The following is a 26402-nucleotide window of genomic DNA, read 5'->3' as shown; positions in this document are numbered from 1 at the left end:
CTTCAGATAACCCGCTTATCTGAAGCCTTTTTTATTATCCGTTACTGCGTAACTGTGGATAACGACGGAAGATATAAACACACCAGAGTAACGCCACCAGGCCAATCATCCCGCCGACATTGCCAACTTCCGCCATGCTCAGATGCAGGCTGACCTGATTACCCAGCAGCGCACCCGCGCCGATACCGATATTGTAGATACCGGACATCAGCGACATCGCCACATCCGTGGCATCCGGTGCCAGCGACAGCACCCGCACCTGCATACCCAGTCCGATCATCATCATCGCCATTCCCCAGACAACGCATAGCGTTGAAATAGCCGCAGGGCGAACGGCAGCAAAAATCAGCAGGCCCATGCACAGGGTGATCAGGGCGATGGCCGCAATCAGCAGTCCGGAGGGAAACTTATTACCGAGTGTGCTGAACAGTACGCTACCCACAATGCCCGCAGAGCCAAACAGCAGCAGTAGCAGGGTAGTGAAGTTGCCACTGGAATGGGCCACGGTTTGCATAAAGGGCTCGATATAGCTGTAAGCGGTGTAATGCGCGGTAACGACCAGCGTCACCAGCAGATACATGCTGACCAGCGCCGGACGGCGAAACAGCATCGGCACACTGCTCAGCGAGCCGGTATGTTCACTCGGCAGACGCGGCAGGATGCGCACCAGCATAATCATCAGCACCAGTGCCGAAAGGCCAATCGCGCCGAAGGTCGTACGCCAGCCAAGATACTGACCCACCACACGGCCAATCGGCACGCCCAGCACCATCGCCAGCGCGGTACCGGTTGCCAGCATACTTAGCGCCTGAGTTTTCTTACCGGCCGGAGCGACGCGAATCGCCAGCGAGGCGGTGATCGACCAGAACACCGCGTGAGACAAGGCGATACCCACGCGTGACACCATCAGCGAACGGAAATCCCAGGCAACGGTAGAAAGAACGTGGCTGACGATAAAGATCAGGAACAGCACACCCAGCAGCAGTCGTCGCTCAATATTGCGGGTCAGCAGCATCAGCGGCAGTGAGAGCAGTGCAACCACCCAGGCATAGATGGTCAGCATGATCCCGACGTCAGCCGTCTGCATTGAAAAGTCAGCAGCGATGTCAGATAACAGGCCAACCGGCACAAATTCGGTGGTATTAAATACAAAGGCGGCGATGGCCAGCAATACCACGCGTAGCCAGGCAGTTTTACGTGAAACAGTAGTTGGTTGCATGAGGAGTCAAGTCAGTCAGTACAGCGAATCGGATGTGGCAGAAACATCCAGCGAAAGTGACCTGCGTCACAAATTACTGACCATTGTAGTGAATAAAGCGGGAAGAGAAACCTTATAAACGCCTTTTAATGCTGAAATTTTTTTATCGCCCCATCACAGGGCGATAGCCTGAGGTTATTGACCGCGACGCCGGGCGGGCATCATTCGCAGCAGAGTGTTGTCTTTCAGCAGATAGTGATGGAACAGTGCGGCAGCAGCATGCAGTCCGATCAGCCAGTAACCCAGCGGTGCCAGGGTTTCATGCCAGCCAATCAGCATATCCGCCATATCAAAGTCAGGTTCAGGCGCGACCGGCATGCTGATGCCAAACAGCCACCATTCCCGACCTTTAAGATAACGCGATGTCAGGCCGAGGATCGGCAGAGTGATAAACAGGGCATAGAGCAGGGTATGGGTCAGATGTGCCAGCCCGGTTTGCCAGCGCGGCGGAGCGGGAGTAATGGGCGGTGTGCGATGCCGGGTGCGTAAAAAGAGGCGGGCAAGCATCAGTACCAGGATGGTCGCGCCGGCGCTGAAATGGGTAATGATCATGGCATAACCCTGCCAGGATCCGCGCTGTGCAAAACCGCGCAGTTCAATGGTGGCGTAGGCCGTCACCACCAGTAAAAAGGTGAGCCAGTGAAGGGCTATCTGAGCGCGCGCAAACTTATCCCGCATTGTGCATTCCATTAAAGAGAATCAGAAAGATTAACATAACGGAAAACAGCGCGGTAATTCTTAACAAATTAGCGCAGCGGGAAAAATTTTTTCCACCTTACCAGGTGGATCAGATTAACGCGAAGCCGGGGTGTGCTTCAGGGCCACGCTGAGCTGGGTGGCCTGCTGGTCAACATTTTTGAGAGGACAACAATTTTCACAGCCGATTGCGCCAGCATAATATTTTTTAGCCTGCAGGATGGCGGCATTCACATGGTAAAAACTGCCCAGAAACATACGGTTATCGATGTCGGGAAGATGGGGGCAGCCTGCGGCATGAACCACATGATTATTGTTATATCCTGATTGTTTATTGACGTAGTAGTAGAGAGCCACAGGCGTTCCTTGTTGCCGTGTTAAAAGGCAAAGCAGATGAATTATTACAATAAAAACGATTATAGCGGGAAACCTGCATTTTGTTTGCTGTGGCTCTGAATAGCGCGTTTATTGTGATAAACCGCCAGGCCCGCAGGAGAAGCCAGGCCTGGCATGAGAAGACATTCTCAGAGTTTTTTACTGTGCAGACGCCAGGCAACCAGTAACGCCAGGATCAGCAGGACGCTGATAAACAGCGTAATCCCGCTCCAGCCAAAGTTATGCCAGAACACGCCACCCAGTGTACCCGCGACGCTGGAACCCACGTAGTAGCTGAACAGATAGAGCGAAGAAGCCTGGCCTCTTGCCCGGCGGGCCCGGGGGCCAATCCAGCCGCTGGCAACCGCATGGGCTGCAAAAAAACCGGCGGTGAACAGCATCATCCCTGGCAGGATCAGCCAGAGGGAGTTGAAGGCGGTAATCAGCAAACCCAGCAGCATGATGGCGGTAGCACCCAGCATCACAGGACCCCGACCCAACCGGTTGGTCAGCGCGCCCGCTTTAGGCGAACTCCAGGAGCCGGTGAGGTAGACCACTGATAACAGTCCGACCACGGCCTGGCTGAGATGCCAGGGCGCATCCAGTAAACGGTAGCCAATATAGTTAAACAGGGTGACAAAGGCTCCCATCAGCAGGAATCCTTCGGCAAACAGCCAGGGAAGGCCCGGATCGCGCCAGTGCAGCCGGAAGTTAATCAGCAGATTACGCGGACGCAGCGTAATGGGTCGGAAATGGCGCGACGCAGGCAGAATCTTCCAGAACATCAGCGCCGAGGCCAGCGAAAAACAGCCGATTACCGCCACGGCGAGTCGCCATGAGAAGAGGTCAGTCAGCACGCCGCTCAGCAGTCGACCGCTCATCCCGCCTATCGAGTTACCGCTGATATATAACCCCATGGAAAAGGCGACGACCCGTGCATCCATCTCCTCGCTGAGGTAGGTCATGCCGACCGCCGCCACGCCACTCAGCGACAACCCCATCAGCGCCCGCATAATCAGAATGCCGTGCCAGCTGGTCATGGTGGCCGAGACCAGCGTGCAGATGGCGGCCAGCATCAGGGCTGTGACCATCACCGATTTACGACCGATAGCATCAGAGAGCGGCCCGGTGACCAGCAGGCCCAGCGCCATCAGGCCGGTCGAGATGGAGAGTGACAGGCTGCTGGTTGCCGGAGAGATACCAAACTGCTGTGACAGCACCGGCAGAATCGGCTGCACACAGTAGAGCAGGGCAAAGGTCGCCAGCCCGGCGGAGAAAAGCGCCAGCGTCACGCGCATAAACTGTGGCGAATCCCGGCGGATATGACCTGAAGCGGCAACTGACTCTGGCGGCGCAGAGACCGCATTCTCATCCACTGTGACAGCATGTGTTGAGCGACTCACACATCTTCCTCAAATTTAGAAAACCTGTCGTCAGCTTAGGAAAGCGGCATTATGATGTCTAATATATTAATAATCTCAAATGAGACGTTTAAGATATGAATATCGAACTGCGTCATCTGCGCTACTTTGTTGCGGTGGCGGAAGAATTACATTTCGGGCGGGCGGCCCAGCGACTGAACATTTCTCAGCCGCCGCTCAGCCAGCAGATTATTCAGCTGGAAACAGAAACGGGCGCAAGGCTGTTCAATCGCACTAACCGCAGCGTGCAGCTTACCGCTGCCGGACAGCAACTGCTGAGTGACGCCCGCGCGATTCTGTTGCAGGTCGAGCAGGCGGCCGATCGCGCCGCCCGGCTGCATCGTGGTGAAGAGGGGGAGCTGCGGATTGGCTTTACCTCCTCGGCCCCGTTTACCGCCGTGGTCTCTGACGCGCTATTCCGGTTTCGTCAGCGCTGGCCGCAGGTACATATTCAGATGCAGGAGATTAATACCCGCCAGCAGCTCGCACCGCTTCATGATGGACGGCTCGATCTTGGCGTGATGCGCAACACGCCGCTGCCCGCCGATCTGCGTCATCAGCTGCTGCTGAGTGAGCCGCTTTATGCCGTGGTGCATAAGGCGCATCCGTTGGCTGACGCCGATAAAATCTCTGTCACTGCCCTGGCGGCGGAACCCTTTGTCTTCTTTGACCCTCAGGGCGGAACCGCGCTCTACAGCGATATTCTGGCGCTGCTGCACCGCTACCATATCAAGCCCTTTATTACTCAGGAAGTGGGTGAGGCGATGACCATCCTTGGGCTGGTGGCAACCGGGTTAGGCGTCTCCATTCTGCCTGCCTCATTTCGTCGGGCGCGGCTGGCCGATCTGGTCTGGTTGCCCTTAACGGAAGAGGATGCCATTTCAGAGCTGTGGCTGGTCTGGTCAGCCGGACGCGAAATAAATGCGCAGATGGAAAACATGATGGCGTTGCTGCGGCGAAACCGGCACTGATGCGCGGGCAACACCGCATCAATCTGTGCGATAAATCACATTTCTAATCAAATATTTGACGCTGTCGCCGGATCTGGCTCACCATGGCGCATGTTTATTTAGAAGCGCGAAAATAACCGGGAGCAGGGTTGTGAATCCGGACAGTCAACCTGGCCACATTGACCAGATCAAGCAGACTAATGCAGGTGTCGTATATCGATTAATTGACCGTTATGGTCCCATTTCGCGTATCGAACTTTCCCGCCGTGCCCAGCTTGCTCCGGCCAGCATTACCAAAATTGTGCGTGAAATGCTGGACGCACATTTAGTGCAGGAGACCGAGTTTCAGGATCCCGGCAGTCGTGGTCGTCCGGCGATAGGCCTGATACTGGATACCGACGCCTGGCACTATCTGGCTATTCGCCTGCATCGCGGCGCCATGACGTTTACGCTGCGCGATCTCAGCAGCAAGGAACTGGTGGAAGAGAGCCTGCCGCTGCCTGATGAGTCTGCTCAGCCGTTACTTACCGCGCTGATTGAACAGGTTGATGCCTTCTTTATCCGTCATCAGAAGAAACTGGAACGCCTCACGGCCATTGCCATTACATTGCCAGGGCTGATCAACGCCGCGTCAGGTGTGGTGCATCGGCTACCGGGTTATGAGGTGCGCGATATGCCGCTGGGCGATGCGCTGGCGGCGCGAACCGGCTTACCGGTGTTTGTGCAGCACGATATTTCAGCCTGGACGCTGGCGGAGTCGCTGTTTGGTGCCTCACGTGGGGCGCAGGATGTGATTCAGATTGTGATTGATGAAACCGTGGGAGCCGGGGTGATCAGTGGCGGTCAGCTGTTGCATAAAAGTGGCAGGGCGCTGGTCGAGATCGGGCATACCCAGATCGACCCGTATGGTCAGCAGTGCTACTGCGGTAATCATGGCTGTCTGGAGACCGTAGCCAGCACCGGCAGTCTGCTGGCGCTGGCGGCGCAGCGTCTGCCGGCCCAGCCCGACAGCCTGCTCAATAATCAGCCGCTGACGCTGGAGTCGCTGTGCGCGGCGGCGCAGTCTGGCGACCGTCTGGCGCGCGACACCATCGCCAGCGTGGGTCATCATGTTGGCCGGATTCTGGCGATGATGGTCAACATCTTCAATCCTCAACATATTCTTATCGGTTCCCCCCTGAATGCCGCCGCGGATGTGCTGTTTCCGGCCGTGAGCAACACCATTCTGCAGCAATCACTCCCGGCCTACAGCGCGAGTATCCAGCTGGCACCTACCGAATTTAGCGAGCCGGGAACGTTAGGCGGCGCAGCCCTGATCAAAGACGCGCTCTATAACGGACACCTGTTAGTGAAACTGTTGCAAGGTTAAGCGGGCCTAATCTTGCGCTAACGCAATCTGTTCTCATCCTCCATTCCTTAAAATGCCGGTTCGCAGCAAGGTTAATCACCGATTAACCGCAACGGTTCGAGAGGAGAAGTTGAGTGAACAGACTATTTGTTACCGGCACTGACACCGCAGTGGGCAAAACGGTGGTGTCACGCGCCCTGTTACAAAGTTTTATCCAGGCCAGGCTCAGTGCCGTCGGGTACAAGCCCGTCGCGCGCTGCGCGGTCAAAACCGCTGACGGCCTGCGTAACAAAGATGCACAGGTTCTGCAAAGCGCTTCATCCATCGATTTGCCCTATCAGGCGATCAATCCGCTGGCCTTTCAGGAAGAGGAGATCTGCACCCATCCGAGCCAGATCATTGATTACGCATTGCTGACACAGGGCTTAAGCAGTCTGACGCAGCAGGCCGATCGCGTGGTCGTGGAGGGCACCGGCGGCTGGCGCAGCCTGATGAACGACGGACGTGCGCTCTCCTGCTGGGTCGTTGAGCAGCAGCTGCCGGTGGTGCTGGTGGTCGGTATCCAGTCGGGCTGTATCAGTCACGCCCTGTTAACAGCAGAAGCGATAGCGCAGGATGGACTGCCACTGGTGGGCTGGGTGGCCAATCGCATCAATCCGGGACTGGCGCAGTACAGCGATATTATTGAGATTCTGCGTGAAAAAATTAGTGCGCCGCTGCTGGGCGAGCTGCCTTATCTGCCGCGTGCAGAACAGCGTGATTTGACGCCTTACATCGATATTTCTCTGCTGGAGCAGAACAATCTGCACGCTGTGAGTGCAAAGATCGCCTGATTATGAAACAAACTAAGTCATCTGAGTCGGCAATGAGCCTAAAGTTTCAGGCTTGTTGTCGGCTGTCTTTAACTATTTCCATTTAGAATTGAAAGACCTGGATCGGATATCGCGAAATCGTGGCGTCATGGCGCAGAAAATGCATTAACTCCGCTTATCACACTGAGCTGGAGCCCCATCATGTCGCACTCGCACGAGAAAGGTTTGTTATATGGGCTTGAAGCCCGCATCGGCCCCGCCCCGGCGTTTTTCGCCGCACTGCAACATCTGCTGGCCAGCGTGGTGGGAATCATCACGCCGCCGCTGATTATTGGCTCCGTTCTGGGGTTGCAGGCCTATATTCCTTATCTGATCAGCATGTCATTGTTCGTTTCCGGCTTAGGCACGTTTATGCAGGCCAGACGCTTTTATGGCATCGGGGCGGGCATGATCTGTCTGCAGGGCACCAGCTTCGCGTTTCTGGGGGTGATCCTCTCGGGTGGTCTGATGGTGAAAGGGCGCGGTGGTTCGCCGGAAGAGATTATGGCGATGCTGTTTGGCTGTAACCTGGTGGCGGCGTTGATTCCGATTCTGATCAGCCGCTGCGTTGGCTCGCTGCGCAAAGTTCTGACGCCGGTGGTGACCGGCACGGTGATCACCCTGATTGGCATCAGCCTGATAAAAGTCAGCATTACCGACTGGGCGGGCGGGCACAACGCCACAGATTTTGGATCGCCGGGAAATCTGGCGCTGGGGGCGCTGACGTTGCTGGTGATCGTGGCGCTGAACCGCTCGCGAAATCGCTGGGCGCGGCTGGTGGCGGTGGTGGCCGGAATCGCGGTGGGATGCGTTGCCGCGGCCTTGACCGGTCATCTGCAACTTAATGTTGCGCCGGAGAGCAACTGGCTGGTGCTGCCCGCGTTCTTCCGGTTTGGTTTTGCCTTTGACTGGACCATTTTCCTGCCGATCGCGCTGGTGTCAGTGATCGCGGTAATTGAAGCCGTCGGCGACCTTACCGCTAACTGCCTGATTTCACAGCAGCCGATCACCGGTAAACCTTTTCAGCAGCGGTTGCAGGGTGGCATTGTCGCCGACGGCCTGAGCTGTGTGCTGGCAGCGGTCTTATCCGCCTTTCCCAACACCACGTTTGCGCAGAACAATGGCGTTATCCAGATGACCGGCGTCGCCAGCCGTTACGTCGGTATGCTGCTGGGAATCATGCTGGCGCTGCTGGGGCTCTTTCCCTTTATTGGCTCCCTGTTGCAGCAGATCCCGCCGCCGGTGCTGGGCGGGGCGACAATCGTGATGTTTGGCAGCGTGGTTGCTGCGGGCATCCGTGTGATGACCCAGACGCCGCTGGGTCGCCGCGAGATGCTGATTGTGGCGATCGCTTTTGGTATTGGTCTGGGTGTGGAGGCGGTGCCGGATGTGCTGAAGCAGTTCCCGCCGCTGATTAACAGTCTGTTTGGTCATGCGGTGACGACCGGCGGCATTCTGGCGATTGTGCTGAACATGGTGCTGCCGGACGAGGCGCCTGTGGTGGAAGAGGTGGAGGCGGAAACGCTGACGGAGAGCTAAAAAGCAGAAGAGCCGATGTATCTCTCACATACGGCTCAAAAATCCAAAGCGATGGGAGCATATGCCTGTATCAAAGCATCGCGGACCAGGGATGGGCCGCGCTGAGCATGCCATGGATGGCATCTTTTGCGTCTTTGCTACAGGCATATGCTCCCTGAGCTACTACCTGAATTGACAGACAGGACAGGCCGTGACTTAACTGGCTTTAAGATGGAGTCTGCGAAGGGAACAGGGTCAGATCGGAAAGTCGCAAAAGCCGCCATCCGTGGCACGCTCGGCCCGCGCAATTACGCACCTCATCCCTGAGGTGCGCCCGTACCGGGCCAACGCGTTGCGTTGTTCAAAAACGCTCCCGGCGTTTTTGTCCATGGCGCGGGACGCTTTCCTCCTCTGACCCGGTTCCCTGCGCGTTAAGCTTGTTTGTTGCTGTCTGATTTACCCAGGCTTGGGTATATCTGCTTATATCTGCTGTTTTAATGGGCCGGTAAGACCCATTTAGGTGACGAAATTATGGATTCAGACGACGGCGGGTACGACCAGAACTGAGGTAATCCGCAATATAATCCTGCGAAATCTCACCGCTGTAGCGACCCTCTTCATCGACAATCGGCATCCAGACCGTGTTGTGCTCATAGAGTTTTGACAGCACCACGCGCAGGTTCTCTTCCGCTTTACCGGTGACCTTAAAGGTGTGCAGTCGCTCTTCACAGCGGCCACTGACGTTACGCGCCTCGCGACGCTTCACGAAGCCCAGCGGTTTGCCATCCTCATCGACCACGGTAATCGACCGCATATCGTTCTCATCCATGGTGCCAAAGGCTTCTTCCAACGGAGTAGAGCGGCGGACGGTGATGGTCGGCTGCTGGTCAGTCACATCGCCCGCCTGCACCAGTAACAGGCGCTTAAGCGTACGGTCCTGACCCACAAACGAGCCGACGAACTCATTGGCAGGGGTCGCCAGCAGTTCATCCGGGCTGGCGCACTGCACGATTTTACCCTGACCAAATACCGCAATGCGATCGCCGAGCTTCAGCGCCTCGTCAATATCGTGGCTCACCAGCATTACGGTTTTTTTCAACTGACGCTGCATGTCGAGAAACTCATTCTGGATCACTTCGCGGTTAATTGGGTCAACGGCGCCAAACGGCTCATCCATCAGCAGCACCGGTGGATCCGCCGCCAGGGCACGAATCACCCCGATACGCTGCTGCTGACCGCCGGACATCTCTCGCGGATAGCGATGCAGGAATTTGGTGGGATCCAGCGCTACCATGCTCATCAGCTCGGTAGCCCGCTCGTGGCACTGCTTTTTGTTCCAGCCCAGCATGCGTGGCACCACGGTAATGTTCTCCTCGATGGTCATGTTGGGAAACAGACCAATCTGCTGGATAACATAGCCAATGTTGCGGCGCAGGGTGGTGGTGTCCTGTGTACTGGTATCTTCACCATTAATCAGGATCCGGCCACTGGTGGCGGGAATCAGGCGGTTAATCATCTTCAGCGTGGTGGTTTTCCCGCAGCCCGAGGGTCCCAGCAGCACGCACATCTCACCGGCTGGCACGTGCAGGCTGACGTTATCGACGGCTTTATTGGTCGTGCCGTTTTTCTGGGTAAAGGTTTTCGTCAGGTTTTCCAGCGTAATCATTATCGAATCCCCTTTGGAGTCAGCGCCTGCTGCAAACGGTGCAGCAGCCAGTCAAGAAAAATAGCCAGCAGACAGATCATCAATGCCCCGGCAATCAACATACGAATATCACTGCCGCTGATACCATCCAGCAGCAGCTGGCCCAGACCGCCCGCGCCAATCACGGCGGCAATCGCCATTACGCCAACGTTCATTACCACGGCGGTACGGATGCCACCGAAGATCACCGGCAGCGCCATCGGGATTTCAACCCAGCGCAGGCGCTGCCAGAACGTCATGCCGATACCACGCCCCGCCTCACGCAGGCCGTCCGGCAGATTCTCCAGCGCGGTGTGGGTGTTGCGAACAATCGGCAGCAGCGAGTAGAGGAACACGGCGGTAATCGCCGGCAGCGCGCCAATGCCCTGACCGATGAGTGAAAACAGCGGGATCATCAGACCAAACAGCGCAATGGTGGGAATAGTCAGCACTACGGTGGCGATACCGAGAATCGGCGTTGCCAGCCATCTTACACGCACGATCAGAATGCCAAGCGGCACGCCAATCACAATTGCCAGTCCGACCGCGACCAGCACCAGCCAGCTGTGCTGCCAGCTCAGGGTGAGCAGGGTGCTCCAGTTATCCATGATGTAGTGAAGGGTATCCACAGTGCCTCCTTACAGCATGTTTTTGGATTTAAGGAAATCACGCGCCACGGTTTCCGGTGACTGATGATCGATATCGACCCGCTTGTTCAGCTCCGTAATCGCCTCATCGGTGATCTGCGCAGAAAGCTGATTAAGCGCGGTATCCAGCCCCGGATGACTCGCCAGCACATCCTGACGCACGACCGGCGTCACGTTGTAGCTTGGGAAGAAGTGCTTATCATCCTCCAGTACTTTCATGTTGAAGCCCTTAACCCGGCCATCAGTGGTGTAGATCAGACCGGCATCCACGAATCCGTCGCGAATCGCGTTATAGACCAGACCGGGGTCCATCTGGCGGATCTGCGGGCGATCCAGCGTCAGGTTGTAGGTTTTCTGCAGCGGCTTCATGCCGTCTGAACGACCCGAGAACTCCAGGTCCAGACCCAGTCGCCAGTTATGATCCGGGTCGGTTTTACGCACCTGTTCAATCTTCGCAACCAGCTGCGACATGGTGCTGATGCCCTCTTTTTCGGCCCGTTCACGGGTCATGGCAAAGGCATAGGTGTTGTTCATTGGTGCCGGGTTAAGCCAGACCAGCCCCAGTCTGGCATCCAGCTTTTTCACCGTCTCATATGCCTGCTGTGAAGACATCGGTTGGTTGATATGGTTAAAGATGATCAGCGAGGTGCCGGTATATTCCCAGACCATATCAATCTGCTTATTCAGCAGCGCATTACGGCCAATGGTGGTGGCGATATTGCGTTTAGGCACCACCTCGAAGCCTTTCTTCTGCAGCCAGAGCACCGTCATTGCTGACAGGATATGCTGCTCGGTAAAACTTTTGGTCGCCATCACCAGCGGTGCAGCAGCCTGTGCCGTCTGGCTTAACAGCAGTGTCGCGGTCAGCGCGACAACGCTTTTCTTAATCCAACGCGTTAGCATTGCAAAGCTCCTTGTGGTCAGGCCGCGGCGTGCGGACTCAGAAAGCGGCCCAGCGCGGCCAGCATCATATCCAGTACCAGTGCCACCAGTGCAGTGGCGACGGCGCCGAGTATCAGCGTCGGAAAGTCATTCAGATAGATGCCCGGGAAGATCAGCTCGCCAAAGCTGCTGGCGCCAATCAGGAACGCCAGTGGGGCGGTGCCGACATTGATGGCGGTGGCGATGCGCACGCCAGAGAGGATGACCGGCAAGGCATTCGGCAGCTCTACCTGACGCAGACGCTGCCATTTGGTCATACCGATGCCGTTGGCCGCTTCAATCAGCGACGGGGGAACTGCGCTCAGACCAGAGAAGGTGTTGCGGACGATAGGCAGCAGCGAAGCCAGAAACAGCGCAATCAGCGCCGGACGGTCGCCAATCCCGATAATAACCATCGCCAGAGCCAGTACCGCCAGTGGTGGCAGGGTGTTACCGACATTGAAAATCTGCATCACGTACTCTGCCCAGCGACGTGCAAACGGGCGACTTAGCAGGATGCCGCTGGGGATACCGACCAGCAAAGCGAACAGCATTGACCAGAAGACTAAGAAGAGGTGTTGTTGCCCGAGATAAAGCAGATCGACTTTACGTGCGACCAGCTGATCCCAGCCAAGGCCCCAGATCAGCACCGCGATCACCGCGACCACTGCAAGCAGTGCCAGACCGGCGCGTCGGGCCAGTGAAGCATTTTGCATAGGAGAATCTCCCTGATTACGATCTCAATTGTTATAACAACCATAAACAGCCCGACAGGTACGGCAAAAAATGCCGCCGCGCCCAATACCGAAACTGCGATAAAATGTAGATAAAATGACTGTTTACCCACTCTTTTTCAGTGAATACTGAATAAGATGGTGTAATGCTATAGCAGCCCTTTATTGCACAAGCCAGCTTTTAAGCCACAAATCAGAGAGATAGAAACAGGTTAAAATGGTGTTAAAGCCGCGTAGCCGCTGGGCTAATGCGACAATAAAAAATTTTCATCGACTTCTGGTGACACTGTCACAGAGGGCGCAGAAAATGCGCACGCGCGGGAAACTGCATTGTCTGTTTTTCAGCTAGCCTTGCAGATTAAAAAAGGAACCCTATGACTGAAAGCGCACAAATCCGGACCGGACATCGCCACTGGATCTTAATCGCCTGCATGCTGGCGATGTTTATGGCGGCCATTGAAGTCACTATTGTGGCCACCGCGATGCCCACCATCATTGCTGACCTCGGCGGTTTTTCGCAGTTTGGCTGGGTCTTCTCGATCTATCTGCTGACCCAGGCGGTCAGCGTGCCGCTCTATGGGCGGCTGGCGGATATGGTGGGTCGCAAAACGATGTTTTTTGTCGGCACGTCGATTTTCCTGGTGGGGTCGGTGCTGTGTGGCTTTGCCCATACCATGACCTGGCTGATCCTGTTCCGGGCGTTTCAGGGCCTGGGGGCGGGGGCGATCATGCCGCTCAGCTCCACCATCGTGGCGGATATCTATTCGCCGCGCGAACGCGCCAGCGTGCAGGGCTGGCTCTCCAGTGTCTGGGGTGTAGCGGCGATAGTGGGACCGCTGACCGGCGCGTGGCTGGTACAGCACTTTAGCTGGTCGGTGATTTTCTGGGTCAATCTGCCCATCGGCCTTATCAGCATGCTGATGCTGTGGCGCTGGCTACCGTCGCACCAGAAGGAGGAGAAATCGCAGCCGCTGAACCTGGCGGGCAGCGGCTGGCTGATGCTCTGCGTGACGGCCTTGCTGATTGCGCTGTTGCAGGCGGAACAGCTGGGCGTCTGGCTGGTGCCGTTTCTGCTCTTCTCACTGTTCGCTGGCTGGCAGCTCAGACGCCACGAGCTGCATTCAGCGGCACCGCTGTTTCCGCTGATAATCTGGCGCAGCCGGCTTATCGTGGCGGGCAATGCGGGCAACCTCATCATCGGGGCGGCCATGATGGGCATCAGCGCTTTTCTGCCCACCTGGATTCAGGGGATCAGCGGCGGTTCACCGTTACAGGCGGGCAGTGTGCTGGCGATGATGTCGATTGGCTGGCCGCTGGCCAGCACCCTCAGCGGCAGACTGATGCTGCGCACCTCCTACCGCTTCACTGCCCAGCTTGGAGCGCTGTTGCTGGTGACCGGCAGTGCCTTGCTGCTGTTTTTACAGCCCGCAAGCTCACTCTATCAGGCGGGCTTTACGGCGTTTCTGATCGGTACCGGCATGGGGATGACCAGCACCACGTTCCTGGTATCAGTGCAAAATCAGGCGGATTACCAGATTCGCGGCATCTGTACCGCTTCAATTATGTTCAGCCGGATGATCGGGTCGGCGGTAGGGACGGCGATCATGGGCGCGGTGCTGAATCTCAATCTGCAGTGGCGTTTGCCGCAGGTCGAGGATCCGGTGCAGAAGATTATGTCCGAACCCAGTCGTCAGCAGTTACAGCCGGAAATCCTGCAGCAGATGGTAGGGTCGATTGCCGTCTCACTGCACTGGGTGTTCGTGGTGGCACTGGTGATTGCGCTGTTTGCGGTGGGTGTGGCATGGATGATGCCGCGTCAGCGGCCGGAACAGGCGGACTAACAGGCAGGGCGACAGGATGTCGCCCTGATTTGAACAGAACTACTGGGCAGGTGAGTCCTGCGAACTGCCGGCACTGGCAGGTACGCTGGCTTCGTTGTCACTGCCTGAGCGCTTATAAACAATTTTTTGTGTGTCGTTCTCACAATGTCCGACGACCTGACCACCCGCCTGATCAACCTGATCGTTGGCGACGATGTCGAGACTAAAACCCGACTCAGGCACACCGTTCTGAATAATTTTCTGGCTGATTTCGGTTTTTACCGATTCACAGGATGCCTGCGCCATCAGCGGCAGAGCAAATAACGCCGCGCTTAACAAAACCCTCTGTAGCTTCATCACGTCTTCCTTATGTTAGTCGTCGTCATTACTATAGCTCAAATTTACGGCGCTACCGGGCGACCGGAACGGCGATCCAGACAACGCAGGGTGTTGGGCTCCCAGTAGGCGTTGAGATTGAGGCTCTGCTCGCACTTGTCGCGGGTATCAAACGCACGATCGGTTTTATCAAACTCTTTTTCGACGCGGGTGTTCACTTTGTTGCGCAGCATGCGCGTGTCATTCCATTGCTCTTTATCCTGGCGCGCCGCTTCATTGCTCAGCGCGGAACTGCCATCTTCGATAATCAGACGATTAGTATTCGCAGTGGCAGTGAATGCCGCAGTGGAGAGGAGAACCATCAGCACGGCAGGGATCATTTTTTTCATCACACTATCCTTTAGTTAACGCAAACATCGCCATCCACGACAGCGGTTGCAGCGGGCATGCTTAGAGCCTGGCTCATCAGGGGTCATTGAGGCAGACAGTCTGGACACAGACAGCGCATGACAACCGGCGCGTACAGGGTGTACGTGAGGAGGATGAGCACTGCCCAGGTTCAGACGGACAAATAAAACAGCCTGATGGGCCTGGTTCTTAGTATATCATCGCCGTTTCTTTGCTCACCAGCAGTGAGTCGTTTGTTTACGTTAAGGAGAGGTAAGGATGCTGATTAAAACCGCCGTGCTGTTTTTTATTACCGCGCTGGCGGAGATTACCGGCTGCTTTCTGCCGTGGTTATGGCTGAAAAAAGGCGGCTCAGTCTGGTTGCTACTCCCTGCGGCAGCAAGTCTGGCGCTGTTTGTCTGGCTGCTGACGCTGCATCCCGCTGCCAGCGGACGGGTTTATGCCGCCTACGGTGGCGTCTATGTGCTTACCGCGCTGCTCTGGTTGCGGGTGGTGGATGGCGTGAAGTTAAGTGTGTGGGACTGGAGCGGGGCACTGATCGCATTCAGCGGCATGCTGATTATCGTGATAGGCTGGGGACGCGGGTAACGCCAGCCGTGAGGGCTGGCGCTGCAGGGAGTTAAGGTTTATGCACTTTCAGCCCCGCCAGCGTCTGGCTGACCGGCATCATCTCAAGGCTATTGATGTTGACATGTTTAGGCAGTGTGGCCACCCAGTATACGGCTTCTGTCACATCTTCCGGCGTTAAGGCGGTAGCCCCTTCGTAGACCTGACCCGCCTTGTCATCATCGCCCTTAAAGCGCACGTTGGAAAACTCTGTGCCGCCGACCAGACCCGGTTCAATGTCGGTCACGCGCAGCGCGGTGCCGTGTAAATCGGTTCGCAGATTCAGGCTGAACTGGCGCACAAAGGCTTTGGTGGCGCCGTAGACGTTGCCGCCGGCATAGGGCCAGCTGCCGGCAATCGATCCGATATTAATGATATGACCGACATCACGCTCCACCATCTGTGGCAGCAGGGCGCGGGTCATATAGACCAGGCCTTTGGTGTTGGTGTCGATCATGTTTTCCCAGTCTTCGACGTTGGCCTTGTGCGCCGGTTCGACGCCCAGCGCCAGACCGGCGTTGTTGACCAGCACGTCGATATTGCGCCATTCCGCCGGTAACTGCGCCACCGCCTCTTCAATGGCGGCACGGTTACGCACATCGAGCTGTACCGTATAAATATTCTCGCCCAGTTCTTCCTTCAGCGCTTTTAAACGTTCAGCCCGTCGTCCAGTGGCAATCACTTTATGACCATTCTCAATAAAGCGACGGGTGATGCTTTGACCAAAACCGGCGGTCGCACCGGTGACAAAAATAATCATCTCACTGTTCCTTATGCCATTTTCAGAGTCGATGGCTTCACCATAGCATTTCATTTCCGCTTCTGCGCGTGGAAAAACTGCCTGACCTGTAAACGGATTTTAACGGGTAGCCAGCTGCGCCTTTTCAGGGCAGATTGCACCGTTAAAGGGCAGGTTTGCGGGTAACCGGCCATACTCAAAATGTTCAGGGCGCGCAATATTGCGTAGCAACCGTTTGCATCCGTTCCGCAAACGGTTGCTACGCCATCTCAGTCCTTATTTGTTGCGCAACTTCCCTTTTTTAGCTTATTTAACTGATATTTAAAGAATTTATTCAATTTCAATTCTGGCACGCAGGTTGCACAAGATTATTCAGATAATCATCTGCAGATATAACATCGCGCTTTCAGAAAGGACTACCCATGCTTTCAGCAACCGACACGGCGATACGCGCCAGCTTCTTTGACTTTACCGGCGTGGTGGATTGTCCCGACGACCTGGCCGGCCAGGCCCGCTATCTTGAGGATGCGGTGCTGCTGCTGCGTGATGGATGCGTAGTGGGGCTGGATAGCTGGGAGAATAGCGAGGCGATGCTGACGGGGCATCCGGTCATCGACCTGCGCGGTAGACTGATCGTGCCGGGTTTTGTCGATACCCACATTCACTATCCGCAGACAGAGATGATTGGCGCATTTGGCGAGCAGCTGCTGGAGTGGCTGAATCACTACACCTTCCCGGTTGAAGCGCAGTATCACTGTCCCGATCATGCTGCGCGGATGTCCGCCTTCTTCCTGCATCAGCTGCTTTCCAACGGCACCACCAGCGCGCTGGTGTTTGGCACCGTCCATCCGCAATCGGTGGAGGCGCTGTTCAGCGCCGCCGAAGCGCTGAACATGCGGCTGATTGCCGGGAAGGTGATGATGGATCGCAATGCGCCCGACAACCTGATCGAAACCCCTGAACAGAGCTACCAGCAGACCCGGGCGCTGATTGAGCGCTGGCACCAGCGCGGACGCCTGAGCTACGCCCTGACGCCGCGCTTTGCGCCGACCTCATCCCCACAGCTGCTGGAAAAAGTGCAGCAGCTGCGTCAGGAGTTCCCGGATACCTGGCTGCATACCCATCTCAGCGAAAACCCGCAGGAGGTCGCCTGGGTCAAAGAACTGTTCCCGGAGCGTGAAGGCTATCTGGATGTTTATCATCATCACCAGCTGACCGGCCGCCGCAGCGTCTTTGCTCACTGTCTGCATCTGGAAGAGAACGAATGGCAGTGTCTGCACGATACCGATTCATCCATTGCTTTCTGTCCCACCTCAAACCTGTTTCTCGGCAGCGGCCTGTTTAACCTGAAACGCAGCTGGCAGCAGGGGGTAAAAGTGGGGATCGGCACCGATGTTGGGGCGGGCACCACCTTTAATATGCTGCAGACCCTGGGCGAAGCCTACAAGGTGGGCCAGCTGCAGCACTACCGGCTCAGCGCGGCCGAAGCCTTTTATCACGCCACGCTGGGCGGGGCGCGCGCGCTGGATCTCGACCACGTCATCGGAAATTTCAACATCGGTAAAGAAGCGGATTTTGTGGTGCTTGACCCGGCGGTTTCTGCCCTGCAGCAACTGCGCATCGGCAACAGCAAAGATATCTGGGAAAAACTGTTTGTATTAATGACGCTCGGCGACGACCGCAATATTGCCCAGACCTGGGTAGCCGGTCGTCCGGTCTGGCAGCGCGACGCACAGGAGCAAGCCGCATGATCCAGTTTCTGTTAAATAACCAGCTGGTCAGCGAGGACGCGCTCGACCCCAACCTCACGGTGCTCAACTACCTGCGCACCCGTCAGCAACGCCCTGGCACCAAAGAGGGCTGTGCATCTGGCGACTGTGGCGCCTGCAGTGTGACTCTGGGCAAAGCCGTAGGGGGAACAATGCAGTATGAAACGGTCAACAGCTGCCTGACGCTGGTCTCCGCGTTACAGGGCAAGCAGCTGATTACGGTTGAGGATCTGCGTCACGGCCGCGCACTGCATCCGGCGCAGCAGGCGATGGTCGACTGCCACGGTTCGCAATGCGGATTCTGCACGCCAGGCTTTGTGATGTCGCTGTTCAGCCTGCAAAAAACCGCTTCGGGCTGGGATCGCCATCAGGCGGAAACTGCGCTGGCGGGCAACCTCTGCCGCTGTACCGGTTACCGGCCGATTATGGCCGCCGCCGAACAGCTCTGCTCGCAGCCGGTGACAGACCAGTTCGATCAAGGTGCCGCCGCAACCGTGCAGCGGCTTGAGGCGCTGGCAACCCCGGAGATGCAGGAATTAGGGGGTGAGGGCCGCCGTTGCTTCCTGCCCAAAACCCCGGCTCAGCTGGCGGCGATCTATCTGGCACATCCCGAGGCGAGGCTGATTGCCGGTGGCACCGATCTCAGCCTGCAGATTACCCAGCAGCATAAAAGAATACCGTTGCTGATTGCGCTGGAGCAGGTTGCCGCGCTCAAAGTCTGCAGCGAATTTGATGACCACTACCTGCTGGGCGCAGGAGCTTCGCTGCAGCAGGTCAGCGAATTTCTTGCCAGCCGCATTCCCGGCGTCAGCGAGATGCTGCAACGCTTTGCCTCGCTGCAAATCCGTCTGCAGGGCACATTAGGCGGCAACATCGGCAACGCTTCCCCCATTGGCGACGCCTCGCCGGTGCTGCTGGCCCTGAACGCCAGCCTGTTGTTACAGCGCGGTGAGCAGCAGCGCAGCCTGCCGCTGGATCAGTTCTTTACCGGCTATCGCCAGACCCGGCTCGAAAAAGGGGAGTTTATTCACGCCATTCGCATCGATAAAGTGACGGTGTCACCTGATCTTGTGGCCTGGAAAGTGTCCAAACGGCTGGACGATGATATCTCCGCCGTGTTCGCCGCTTTTAATCTGCAGATTGAACAGGGCGTAGTCAGCAGTGCCCGCATCGCCTTTGGCGGCATGGCGGCAACACCGCAGCGTGCCCGTCACTGTGAACAGGCATTCATCGGTCAGACGCTGAATGCCGTGACAGTGTCACGCGCAGCCGCGGCGCTGGCAGAGGATTTCCAGCCGCTCTCCGATTTCCGCGCCAGCAGTGACTATCGTCTGCAGGTCGCACGCAACCTGCTGCGCCGCTACTGGCATCGCCACAACGGCGAAATAACCTGTATCGAGGTGGCCCGCTATGTCTCATAACCGTCCTGAACTCAACGAAGAGGTCATTAAGGCGCAGTATGCCGCTGATTTACAGAGCGGCGTCGGTCGCAGTAACCGCCATGAGAGCGCGGAAAAACATGTCTCCGGGGAGGCGCGTTTTATCGACGATAAGCCGGAGCTGCCGGGTCTGCTGCATCTCTGTCCGCGCCTGAGTGAGTATGCTCATGCGCGCATCCTGCATATTGATGTTCAGCCCTGTTATGCCGTTCCCGGCGTCGTCAGCGTCCTGACCTGGCAGGATGTGCCGGGCATCAATGATGTCGGGCCGCTGGAGCCGGGCGACCCGCTGCTGGCCCATGACAAAGTAGAGTATCTGGGACAGATCGTGATCGCGGTGGCGGCGGAATCCCCCGAAGCTGCCCGTCTTGGCGCGGCCGCTGCGGTAATTGAATATGAGGTGCTGGAACCGCTGCTGGATGTGGAACAGGCGCTGGCACAGGGCAGCTTTGTGCAGGAACCTCACATTCACCAGCGCGGTGATGTGGAAGCGGCCCTGGCGCGTGCGCCGCATCGGGTCAGCGGGGCGTTTCACATTGGCGGCCAGGAGCATTTCTATCTGGAAACCCAGACGGCAATGGTCATCCCCGGTGAAGATCAGCAGTTGCAGGTCTTCTCCTCAACCCAGAACCCCACCGAAGTGCAGAAACTGGTGGCGGAAGTGATGGGCATCAGCCTGAATCAGGTGACGATAGATATGCGCCGGATGGGCGGAGGCTTTGGTGGTAAAGAGACGCAGGCGGCCGGTGTCGCCTGTCTCTGTGCCATCGTGGCGCGCCAGACCGGCCGGGCGGCGAAGATGCGGCTTTCACGTCGCGACGATATGCGCGTCACCGGCAAACGCCATCCGTTCTTTGTGCGCTACGAAGCGGGCGTTGAAGAGGATGGGCGTCTGTGCGGCATCAAAATCGATCTGGCCGGAAACTGCGGTTATTCGCTGGATCTTAGCGGATCGATTGTCGATCGCGCCATGTTCCACGCCGATAACGCCTATTACCTCGGGGATGCACGGGTAACCGGCTATCGCTGCCGCACGAACACCGCCTCGAACACCGCCTATCGGGGTTTTGGCGGGCCACAGGGCATGGTGGCGATTGAACAGATCATGGATCATATCGCCCGTGAGCGCGGGCTGGATCCGCTGGCGCTGCGCAAGCGTAACTACTATGGCAAGCAGGATCGCAACATCACCCATTACCACCAGCAGGTAGAGGATAATCTGCTGGATGAGATTACCGAACAGCTGGAGCAGAGCAGCGACTATCAGGCTCGCCGCGCGGAGATTAAGGCGTTTAATGCCCGCAGTCCGCTGCTGAAACGCGGTCTGGCGCTGACGCCGGTAAAATTCGGCATCTCCTTTACCTCCAGCTTTCTCAATCAGGCGGGGGCGCTGATTCTGATCTACACCGACGGCACGGTGCAGCTTAACCACGGCGGCACCGAGATGGGCCAGGGCCTGAACACCAAGGTGATTCAGATTGTCGCCGAAGTGCTGCAGATTGAGATCGATAAAATTCAGATCACCGCCACCGACACCGGCAAAGTGCCCAACACCTCGCCAACCGCGGCCTCCAGCGGGGCTGACCTCAATGGCAAAGCGGCGCAGAATGGTGCAGAGATCCTGCGCGACCGCATGACCGCCATGCTCTGCGAGCTACACCAGTGCGACGCGGCGGCGGTGAGCTTCCGCAACGGGGTAGTGCGCGCCGGAGATAAACATTACACCTTCGCCGAGGTGGCGAAGCTGGCGTGGCTGAATCAGGTGCCGCTCTCCGCCACCGGCTACTACCGCGTGCCGGGGATTCATTACGACCGGGTCGCGGGTCGCGGGACGCCGTTCTATTACTACGCTTACGGTGCAGCCTGCTGTGAAGTGGTGATTGATACCTTAACCGGCGAATCCCGCCTGCTGCGCGCCGACATTCTGCATGACGTCGGGGCGTCGCTGAATCCGGCCATCGACATCGGCCAGGTTGAAGGTGGCTTTATTCAGGGCGTCGGCTGGCTTACCTGCGAAGAGCTGGTGTGGAGTGATAAAGGCCAGCTGCTGACCGATGGACCGGCGAGCTACAAAATTCCCGCCATCAGCGACGTTCCGGCGGACCTGCGGGTCACGCTGGTGGAGAACCGTAAAAACCCTAAAGACACGGTGTTCCACTCCAAGGCCGTAGGTGAACCGCCGTTTATGCTGGGCATCGCCGCCTGGTGTGCCCTGCAGGATGCGGTCGCCAGCGTCTCCGATTACCGGCAGCACCCACTGCTGGATGCGCCCGCCACGCCGGAGCGCATCTTCTGGGGCGTGCAACGCCTGACGGGAGGGGTTGATGATTTATCATGACTGGATTGGCGTGCTGCATCAGCTGCGTGAAAAACGTCAGAGCTGCGTATTAATCACCGTGCTCAGTGAGCACGGTTCGGTGCCGCGCGACAGTGGCAGCAAAATGGTGGTGACGCAGCAGGAGAGTTATCTCACCATCGGTGGCGGTCATCTGGAGTTTGAGTGCATCGCCCAGGCCAGGGCGTTGTTGCAGAGCGGGGCGACTGCGCCACACACCGAGGATTTCAGCCTGGGCGCTCGGCTTGGCCAGTGCTGTGGCGGCAAAACCACGCTGCTGTTTGAGCCGCTGCTGCAGGCGCAGCCAGAGATCTACCTTTTTGGCGCAGGCCATGTGGGACAGGCCCTGGTCAATCTGCTGTCAACGTTACCCTGTCACATAAACTGGATCGATAGCCGTCCGGCGCAGTTCAGCCACGTTCCCGCTGGCGTGGTGACGCTGCAGCCGGACGATCCGCTCGACTGCGTAGCACAGGCACCCGCAGGCAGCTACTTCATCATCATGACCCATCATCATCCCCTCGACTTTGAACTGTGCGAGGCGGTGCTGAAGCGCGGCGATTTCCGCTATGCCGGGGTGATCGGTTCTGAAACGAAAAACCAGCGTTTCCGCTACAGGCTGGCGGGCAAGGGCGTCGCGAGCGAAGCGCTGGCGCGCCTGCGCTGTCCGATTGGCCTGCCGGACGTCAAAGGCAAGCTGCCCGCCGAGATTGCGGTGGCGATTGCCGGTGAAATCATCAGCGTTTATCAGCAGCACGTCGCCTGAGTTGTCGCCTGCGCGGCAACCTGTCAGGATAAGACTTTGCGATGCCCACCAGGAGCGAACCATGAACGCCCGTCAGAATCCCTTCTTTAGCGTCAGCACACTGCCTTACCAGACTCCTCCTTTTGACCAGATTGAGGAGCAGGATTTTCTGCCCGCGCTGCAGGCGGGCATTGAGGAGAAGCGTCAGGAGATCGAGGCGATCGCACTGAACAGCGACGCGCCCAGCTTTTTCAACACTTATGAGGCGCTGGAGAGGAGCGGACAACTGCTCAACCGGGTGAATCTGGTGTTCAGTGCCATGACCTCGGCGCATACCAGCCCGTATCTGCAGCAGGTGGATGAGGAGATTGCGCCTCAGCTCACCGCGCTCAACGATGACATCATGCTTAATCGCCCGCTGTTTTCGCGGCTCGATGCGGTCTATCTGCAGCGCGCTAAACTGGATGCCGAATCAAAACGGCTGGTCGAGGTGATCTGGCAGCGCTTTCAACTGGCGGGGGCTAATCTGCCGGAAGCGCAGAAACAGCAGCTCAAGACACTGAATCAGGAAGCGGCCCGCCTCGGTACCCGCTTCACCAACAAATTGCTGGCCGCCACTAAAGCGGGCGGGCTGGTCGTCGATGATCTGCAGAAGCTGGCGGGACTCTCACCGGCCGATCTGGCGGTGGCGCAGGCGGAAGCGCAGGCACGCGGACTGGAAAAGCACTGGCTGCTGGTGCTGCAAAACACCACCCAGCAACCCGCACTACAGAGCCTGGCCGATCGCGCAACCCGTGAAGCGCTGTTTAAGGCGGGCGTGACGCGCACTGAAAAAGGCGATGAGAACGACACCCGCGAGCTGGTATTACGTCTGGCGCAGGTCAGGGCCGAGCAGGCGCGGCTGCTGGGATTTGCCAGCTATGCCGAGTGGAAGCTACAGGATCAGATGGCCAAAACGCCTAAGGCGGCGCTGGCGTTTATGCATAACATCGTGCCTGCCGCGCGCGGTCGTGCGGAGCGTGAAGCGGCGGCTATCCAGCAGACTATCGATCAGCAGCAGGGCGATTTTACCCTGCAGGCCTGGGACTGGCGTTTTTATGCCGAACAGGTGCGGCGTGCCCGTTACGATCTGGATGAGAGCCAGATTAAGCCCTACTTTGAACTGAATTCGGTGTTGCAGAATGGCGTGTTCTGGGCGGCGACGCAGCTCTATGGCATCCGTTTCACGCCGCGACAGGATCTGCCGGTTTACCATCCCGACGTCCAGGTCTATGAGATTTTTGACGCCGATGAGACCCCGCTGGCGCTGTTTTACACCGACTTCTTTAAGCGCGACAGCAAAGGCGGCGGCGCCTGGATGAGCAACTTCGTCAACCAGTCTACGCTGCTCGACAGCAAACCGGTGATCTACAACGTCTGTAACTACACCAAACCGCCAGCCGGTGAACCGGCGCTGCTGAGCTGGGACGACGTTATCACGATGTTTCACGAGTTCGGTCACACGCTGCACGGTCTGTTTGCCAGCCAGCGCTATCCGAGCCTGTCGGGAACGGAAACCCCGCGCGATTTCGTCGAGTTTCCTTCGCAGATCAACGAGCACTGGGCCAGCGAGCCAGCGGTGTTCCGCAACTACGCTCGCCACTATCAGACTCAGGCGCTGATGCCCGCTGAGCTGCATGAAAAGATCGTCCGGGCCGCCACGTTCAACAAAGGCTACGAGATGAGCGAGCTGCTGGCTGCCGCGCTGCTGGATCTGCACTGGCACAGCCTTAACCGTGATTCCGCCCCGCAAAGCGTGGAGGGATTCGAGCAGCAGGCGTTACAGAGCGATAATCTGGCGCTAACGGCGGTGCCGCCGCGCTATCGTTCCAGCTATTTCCAGCACATCTGGGGCGGTGGCTATGCAGCAGGTTATTACGCCTATATCTGGACGCAGATGCTCGCCGACGATGGCTATCAGTGGTTTGCGGAACAGGGCGGACTGACGCGTGAGAACGGCGACCTCTTCCGACAGAAAATTCTGTCCCGGGGGAACAGCAGCGATCTCAAAACACTGTATGAAAGCTGGCGGGGCGGGCCTCCGCAGCTGGAGCCCATGCTGAAAAATCGTGGTCTGGCGGAGTCATAGCAGAACGGGCTGTCACGCGCTGGTCGCGCTGACAGCCCGGTTTTATTAGTGTTAACCCAGTGGGCCACCTTCAATGGTTTCGCACATTCCGGCCAGCACCCGTTCACCGGTTTCGCTTTTCAGAGAGTCATACCATTCTGCCGTGATTGCCGGATCGCGCGCATGCGTGACGTCACAGCGTTTGCGCGCTTTCAGTACCAGATCTTTTACCCGTTCAACCCGTCGCGCCTGATAGCGCAGCAGTGCATCTTCAATACCCAGTGAATGAGAAGCCAGCGTTGAGGCCAGTACCACGGCATCCTCCATCGCCGCGCAGCCGCCCTGGCCGATATCGGGCGTGGTGCTGTGGGCAGCATCGCCCAGCAGGGCCACACGTCCTTTAACAAAGCGGCTGAAAGGTTCGATGTCGTGGATCTCAACCCGATTGGTGGTGTCAGGATTGATTGCCGCGATCAGCTGCTGTACCGGCTCCGCCCAGCCCTTAAAATAGCCGGTTAAGTCCGCTTTCACCGTGCTGCGATCCTGCGGCAGCCCTTTCGGCAGCGGCACATCAAAGAAGAAGTAGAATCGATTGCCGCTGACCGGCATCAGCGACACCCGCTTGCCGTCACCGACAAAGGTGGTCCACTGATCGGCGGGCGCAATCCTCTCATCTATAGTGACCAGGCCATTCCAGTTAACGTAACCGGCGTAACGTCGTTCCAGCTTCTGCTCCAGCACATACTCGCGGATCACCGAATGGGTGCCATCGGCGGCAATCAGGAAATCGCCGGTGGCCTGAGTGTTGTCGGAAAAGGTGGCAATCACGCCACTGCCGGTCTGCTCGACCTGGATCACCCGCTTACCAAACTGCACCCGTTCACGCCCGAAGGTATCAATCAGCATCGCCTGCAGTTCTGCCCGCGCCACCGGACAGGGATATTCGCCAACCTGTTGCACCAGCGGTGCCATACTGAAGCGGGTCAGGGGCGCGCCGGTGGTGCCATCGTGATAGGCCATATAGGCCATGTTCCCGCCCAGCTCACGCAGCGCGGTTTTCATGCCCAGCGCATTCAGGCATTTAACACCGTTGGGCCAGATGGAAATCGCCGCGCCGACGGGCTTCATCTCCTTTACGGCTTCAAAGACCTCAACGTCAATTCCGGATTTCTCCAGCGCAATGGCACTACTCATGCCGCCTATACCGCCACCAATCACGATTGCTTTCATAATGCTCTCCTGTCTGCATACGTCAGTTCCTGCAACTTTTGTACCAGAGAGGGGGTTGTAGGGCGCCTCATTTAAATAATGATGTAAATCATAGGCTTAATTAATTATAGGAGGCGCATGGCACCCGCTTGCCTCTTAAGCAGTTGCACTGAATTGTGGCAAACAGGCGTGCAAAAAGGGTGCGGCTATAACCGTACTGCATCATTTGTTTCATTATCGCCCGTCTGTGTCTGTGTCAATCATCAGCCAGTGGAACGCGCCGGGCACTTTTCAGCATGGTCATTCTTATTACTTTAAAAGTTATTAACTAAAATCCTCATCCGCTTCGCTAATATTCCTGACAATTAATTAAACATTTACATAACAACTGGCGCGAATATTTCCCGGGAAATAATCGTTATATTCAATAAGGGGTTAGCCTGACACAGTTAAACACACCTGTTAATAAAAAATGCAAATTCATAA

At 57.3% G+C, this 26402-nt stretch carries 23 protein-coding genes; 11 read left to right on the top strand and 12 right to left on the bottom strand.

The annotated features are described in order from the left end of the window. Positions 1-34 precede the first annotated feature (34 nt). The 4 genes from GVJ63_RS03755 to GVJ63_RS03740 all read right to left on the bottom strand — a co-directional run bounded on the left by GVJ63_RS03755 (position 35) and on the right by GVJ63_RS03740 (position 3732). Positions 35-1219, bottom strand: a complete 1185-nt coding sequence (locus tag GVJ63_RS03755; RefSeq protein WP_010244774.1) for a sugar transporter — start codon at positions 1217-1219, stop codon at positions 35-37. A 174-nt stretch (positions 1220-1393) separates the two neighbouring features. Continuing rightward, complete coding sequence (gene cybB, locus GVJ63_RS03750; RefSeq protein ID WP_010244777.1) at positions 1394-1936, bottom strand: cytochrome b561; 543 nt, start codon at positions 1934-1936, stop codon at positions 1394-1396. 114 nt (positions 1937-2050) lie between these two features. Beyond that, a complete protein-coding gene (locus GVJ63_RS03745; protein WP_010244780.1) occupies positions 2051-2311 on the bottom strand; it encodes a hypothetical protein in 261 nt (86 codons plus the stop codon). Between the two features lie 167 nt (positions 2312-2478). After that, positions 2479-3732, bottom strand: a complete 1254-nt coding sequence (locus tag GVJ63_RS03740; RefSeq protein WP_033771812.1) for an MFS transporter — start codon at positions 3730-3732, stop codon at positions 2479-2481. Between the two features lie 95 nt (positions 3733-3827). Between GVJ63_RS03740 and GVJ63_RS03735 the strand changes: the two genes are divergently transcribed. The 4 genes from GVJ63_RS03735 to GVJ63_RS03720 all read left to right on the top strand — a co-directional run bounded on the left by GVJ63_RS03735 (position 3828) and on the right by GVJ63_RS03720 (position 8438). Continuing rightward, positions 3828-4721 carry a LysR family transcriptional regulator gene (locus GVJ63_RS03735; RefSeq protein WP_033771811.1) on the top strand — a complete coding sequence of 298 codons (894 nt, stop codon included), beginning with the start codon at positions 3828-3830 and terminating at the stop codon, positions 4719-4721. A 130-nt stretch (positions 4722-4851) separates the two neighbouring features. Then, a complete protein-coding gene (locus GVJ63_RS03730) occupies positions 4852-6069 on the top strand; it encodes an ROK family transcriptional regulator (protein WP_010244790.1) in 1218 nt (405 codons plus the stop codon). Between the two features lie 113 nt (positions 6070-6182). Then, entirely contained in the window at positions 6183-6881 is a 699-nt protein-coding gene (gene bioD, locus GVJ63_RS03725) for a dethiobiotin synthase (RefSeq protein ID WP_010670179.1), read from the top strand. A gap of 180 nt (positions 6882-7061) precedes the next feature. After that, a complete protein-coding gene (locus GVJ63_RS03720; RefSeq protein WP_064691330.1) occupies positions 7062-8438 on the top strand; it encodes a nucleobase:cation symporter-2 family protein in 1377 nt (458 codons plus the stop codon). A gap of 508 nt (positions 8439-8946) precedes the next feature. Here GVJ63_RS03720 and osmV read toward each other — a convergent pair. Genes osmV through GVJ63_RS03700 form a run of 4 tightly spaced genes read right to left on the bottom strand, consistent with a single transcriptional unit; the run spans position 8947 to position 12385 of the window. Continuing rightward, complete coding sequence (osmV, locus tag GVJ63_RS03715) at positions 8947-10083, bottom strand: osmoprotectant ABC transporter ATP-binding protein OsmV (protein ID WP_010244799.1); 1137 nt, start codon at positions 10081-10083, stop codon at positions 8947-8949. Next, positions 10083-10730, bottom strand: a complete 648-nt coding sequence (gene osmW, locus GVJ63_RS03710) for an osmoprotectant ABC transporter permease OsmW (protein ID WP_010244802.1) — start codon at positions 10728-10730, stop codon at positions 10083-10085. The genes osmV and osmW overlap by 1 nt, the downstream gene beginning before the upstream one ends. 9 nt (positions 10731-10739) lie before the next feature. Then, the gene (locus tag GVJ63_RS03705) at positions 10740-11651 is read right to left on the bottom strand and encodes a glycine betaine ABC transporter substrate-binding protein (protein ID WP_010670177.1); all 912 of its coding nucleotides are present in this window, start codon (positions 11649-11651) and stop codon (positions 10740-10742) included. Between the two features lie 17 nt (positions 11652-11668). After that, positions 11669-12385 (bottom strand): ABC transporter permease, encoded by a 717-nt coding sequence (locus tag GVJ63_RS03700; RefSeq protein ID WP_010244807.1) that lies wholly within the window; start codon positions 12383-12385, stop codon positions 11669-11671. 392 nt (positions 12386-12777) lie between these two features. Between GVJ63_RS03700 and GVJ63_RS03695 the strand changes: the two genes are divergently transcribed. Further along, entirely contained in the window at positions 12778-14244 is a 1467-nt protein-coding gene (locus tag GVJ63_RS03695) for an MDR family MFS transporter (protein WP_159226440.1), read from the top strand. Positions 14245-14283: 39 nt separating this feature from the next. Here the strand turns inward: GVJ63_RS03695 and GVJ63_RS03690 are convergent, their stop codons facing one another. Continuing rightward, on the bottom strand, positions 14284-14580 hold the full coding sequence (locus GVJ63_RS03690; RefSeq protein ID WP_010244813.1) for a DUF1161 domain-containing protein: 297 nt from the start codon (positions 14578-14580) through the stop codon (positions 14284-14286). 44 nt (positions 14581-14624) lie between these two features. Further along, positions 14625-14948, bottom strand: coding sequence for a DUF1283 family protein (locus tag GVJ63_RS03685; RefSeq protein WP_010244816.1), 324 nt, complete (start codon positions 14946-14948; stop codon positions 14625-14627). Positions 14949-15228: 280 nt separating this feature from the next. Between GVJ63_RS03685 and GVJ63_RS03680 the strand changes: the two genes are divergently transcribed. Then, the gene (locus GVJ63_RS03680; RefSeq protein ID WP_159226613.1) at positions 15229-15555 is read left to right on the top strand and encodes a YnfA family protein; all 327 of its coding nucleotides are present in this window, start codon (positions 15229-15231) and stop codon (positions 15553-15555) included. Positions 15556-15586: 31 nt separating this feature from the next. Here the strand turns inward: GVJ63_RS03680 and ydfG are convergent, their stop codons facing one another. Continuing rightward, positions 15587-16333, bottom strand: coding sequence for a bifunctional NADP-dependent 3-hydroxy acid dehydrogenase/3-hydroxypropionate dehydrogenase YdfG (gene ydfG / locus GVJ63_RS03675; protein ID WP_033757999.1), 747 nt, complete (start codon positions 16331-16333; stop codon positions 15587-15589). A 401-nt stretch (positions 16334-16734) separates the two neighbouring features. Here ydfG and guaD point away from each other — a divergent pair, with 401 nt between their 5' ends. From guaD to dcp, 5 genes are all read left to right on the top strand, one after another. Then, complete coding sequence (gene guaD, locus GVJ63_RS03670; RefSeq protein WP_159226439.1) at positions 16735-18063, top strand: guanine deaminase; 1329 nt, start codon at positions 16735-16737, stop codon at positions 18061-18063. Then, on the top strand, positions 18060-19502 hold the full coding sequence (gene xdhA / locus GVJ63_RS03665) for a xanthine dehydrogenase small subunit (protein WP_159226438.1): 1443 nt from the start codon (positions 18060-18062) through the stop codon (positions 19500-19502). The genes guaD and xdhA overlap by 4 nt, the downstream gene beginning before the upstream one ends. Then, positions 19492-21858, top strand: a complete 2367-nt coding sequence (gene xdhB, locus GVJ63_RS03660; protein WP_159226437.1) for a xanthine dehydrogenase molybdopterin binding subunit — start codon at positions 19492-19494, stop codon at positions 21856-21858. The genes xdhA and xdhB overlap by 11 nt, the downstream gene beginning before the upstream one ends. Further along, the gene (xdhC, locus tag GVJ63_RS03655; protein WP_159226436.1) at positions 21845-22621 is read left to right on the top strand and encodes a xanthine dehydrogenase accessory protein XdhC; all 777 of its coding nucleotides are present in this window, start codon (positions 21845-21847) and stop codon (positions 22619-22621) included. The genes xdhB and xdhC overlap by 14 nt, the downstream gene beginning before the upstream one ends. A 61-nt stretch (positions 22622-22682) precedes the next feature. Beyond that, the gene (gene dcp / locus GVJ63_RS03650; RefSeq protein WP_158131688.1) at positions 22683-24728 is read left to right on the top strand and encodes a peptidyl-dipeptidase Dcp; all 2046 of its coding nucleotides are present in this window, start codon (positions 22683-22685) and stop codon (positions 24726-24728) included. Positions 24729-24779: 51 nt separating this feature from the next. Here dcp and hpxO read toward each other — a convergent pair whose 3' ends face one another. Continuing rightward, on the bottom strand, positions 24780-25937 hold the full coding sequence (gene hpxO / locus GVJ63_RS03645) for an FAD-dependent urate hydroxylase HpxO (protein WP_033779156.1): 1158 nt from the start codon (positions 25935-25937) through the stop codon (positions 24780-24782). Positions 25938-26402 lie beyond the last annotated feature (465 nt).

The sequence above is a fragment of the Pantoea sp. 18059 genome (genome assembly GCF_902706165.1).
Classification (GTDB): Bacteria; Pseudomonadota; Gammaproteobacteria; order Enterobacterales; family Enterobacteriaceae; genus Pantoea; species Pantoea agglomerans.
This window is presented reverse-complemented; position numbering and strand designations above follow the sequence as displayed.

Excerpts from the sequence above, each read along its gene's own strand:
- GVJ63_RS03755 (WP_010244774.1), bottom strand. The coding sequence starts at position 1,219 with ATGCAACCAACTACTGTTTCACGTAAAACTGCCTGGCTACGCGTGGTA.
- cybB (WP_010244777.1), bottom strand. The coding sequence starts at position 1,936 with ATGCGGGATAAGTTTGCGCGCGCTCAGATAGCCCTTCACTGGCTCACC.
- GVJ63_RS03735 (WP_033771811.1), top strand. The coding sequence starts at position 3,828 with ATGAATATCGAACTGCGTCATCTGCGCTACTTTGTTGCGGTGGCGGAA.
- GVJ63_RS03720 (WP_064691330.1), top strand. The coding sequence starts at position 7,062 with ATGTCGCACTCGCACGAGAAAGGTTTGTTATATGGGCTTGAAGCCCGC.
- osmV (WP_010244799.1), bottom strand. The coding sequence starts at position 10,083 with ATGATTACGCTGGAAAACCTGACGAAAACCTTTACCCAGAAAAACGGC.
- GVJ63_RS03705 (WP_010670177.1), bottom strand. The coding sequence starts at position 11,651 with ATGCTAACGCGTTGGATTAAGAAAAGCGTTGTCGCGCTGACCGCGACA.
- GVJ63_RS03700 (WP_010244807.1), bottom strand. The coding sequence starts at position 12,385 with ATGCAAAATGCTTCACTGGCCCGACGCGCCGGTCTGGCACTGCTTGCA.
- GVJ63_RS03695 (WP_159226440.1), top strand. The coding sequence starts at position 12,778 with ATGACTGAAAGCGCACAAATCCGGACCGGACATCGCCACTGGATCTTA.
- GVJ63_RS03690 (WP_010244813.1), bottom strand. The coding sequence starts at position 14,580 with ATGAAGCTACAGAGGGTTTTGTTAAGCGCGGCGTTATTTGCTCTGCCG.
- GVJ63_RS03685 (WP_010244816.1), bottom strand. The coding sequence starts at position 14,948 with ATGAAAAAAATGATCCCTGCCGTGCTGATGGTTCTCCTCTCCACTGCG.
- ydfG (WP_033757999.1), bottom strand. The coding sequence starts at position 16,333 with ATGATTATTTTTGTCACCGGTGCGACCGCCGGTTTTGGTCAAAGCATC.
- guaD (WP_159226439.1), top strand. The coding sequence starts at position 16,735 with ATGCTTTCAGCAACCGACACGGCGATACGCGCCAGCTTCTTTGACTTT.
- xdhA (WP_159226438.1), top strand. The coding sequence starts at position 18,060 with ATGATCCAGTTTCTGTTAAATAACCAGCTGGTCAGCGAGGACGCGCTC.
- xdhB (WP_159226437.1), top strand. The coding sequence starts at position 19,492 with ATGTCTCATAACCGTCCTGAACTCAACGAAGAGGTCATTAAGGCGCAG.
- xdhC (WP_159226436.1), top strand. The coding sequence starts at position 21,845 with ATGATTTATCATGACTGGATTGGCGTGCTGCATCAGCTGCGTGAAAAA.
- dcp (WP_158131688.1), top strand. The coding sequence starts at position 22,683 with ATGAACGCCCGTCAGAATCCCTTCTTTAGCGTCAGCACACTGCCTTAC.
- hpxO (WP_033779156.1), bottom strand. The coding sequence starts at position 25,937 with ATGAAAGCAATCGTGATTGGTGGCGGTATAGGCGGCATGAGTAGTGCC.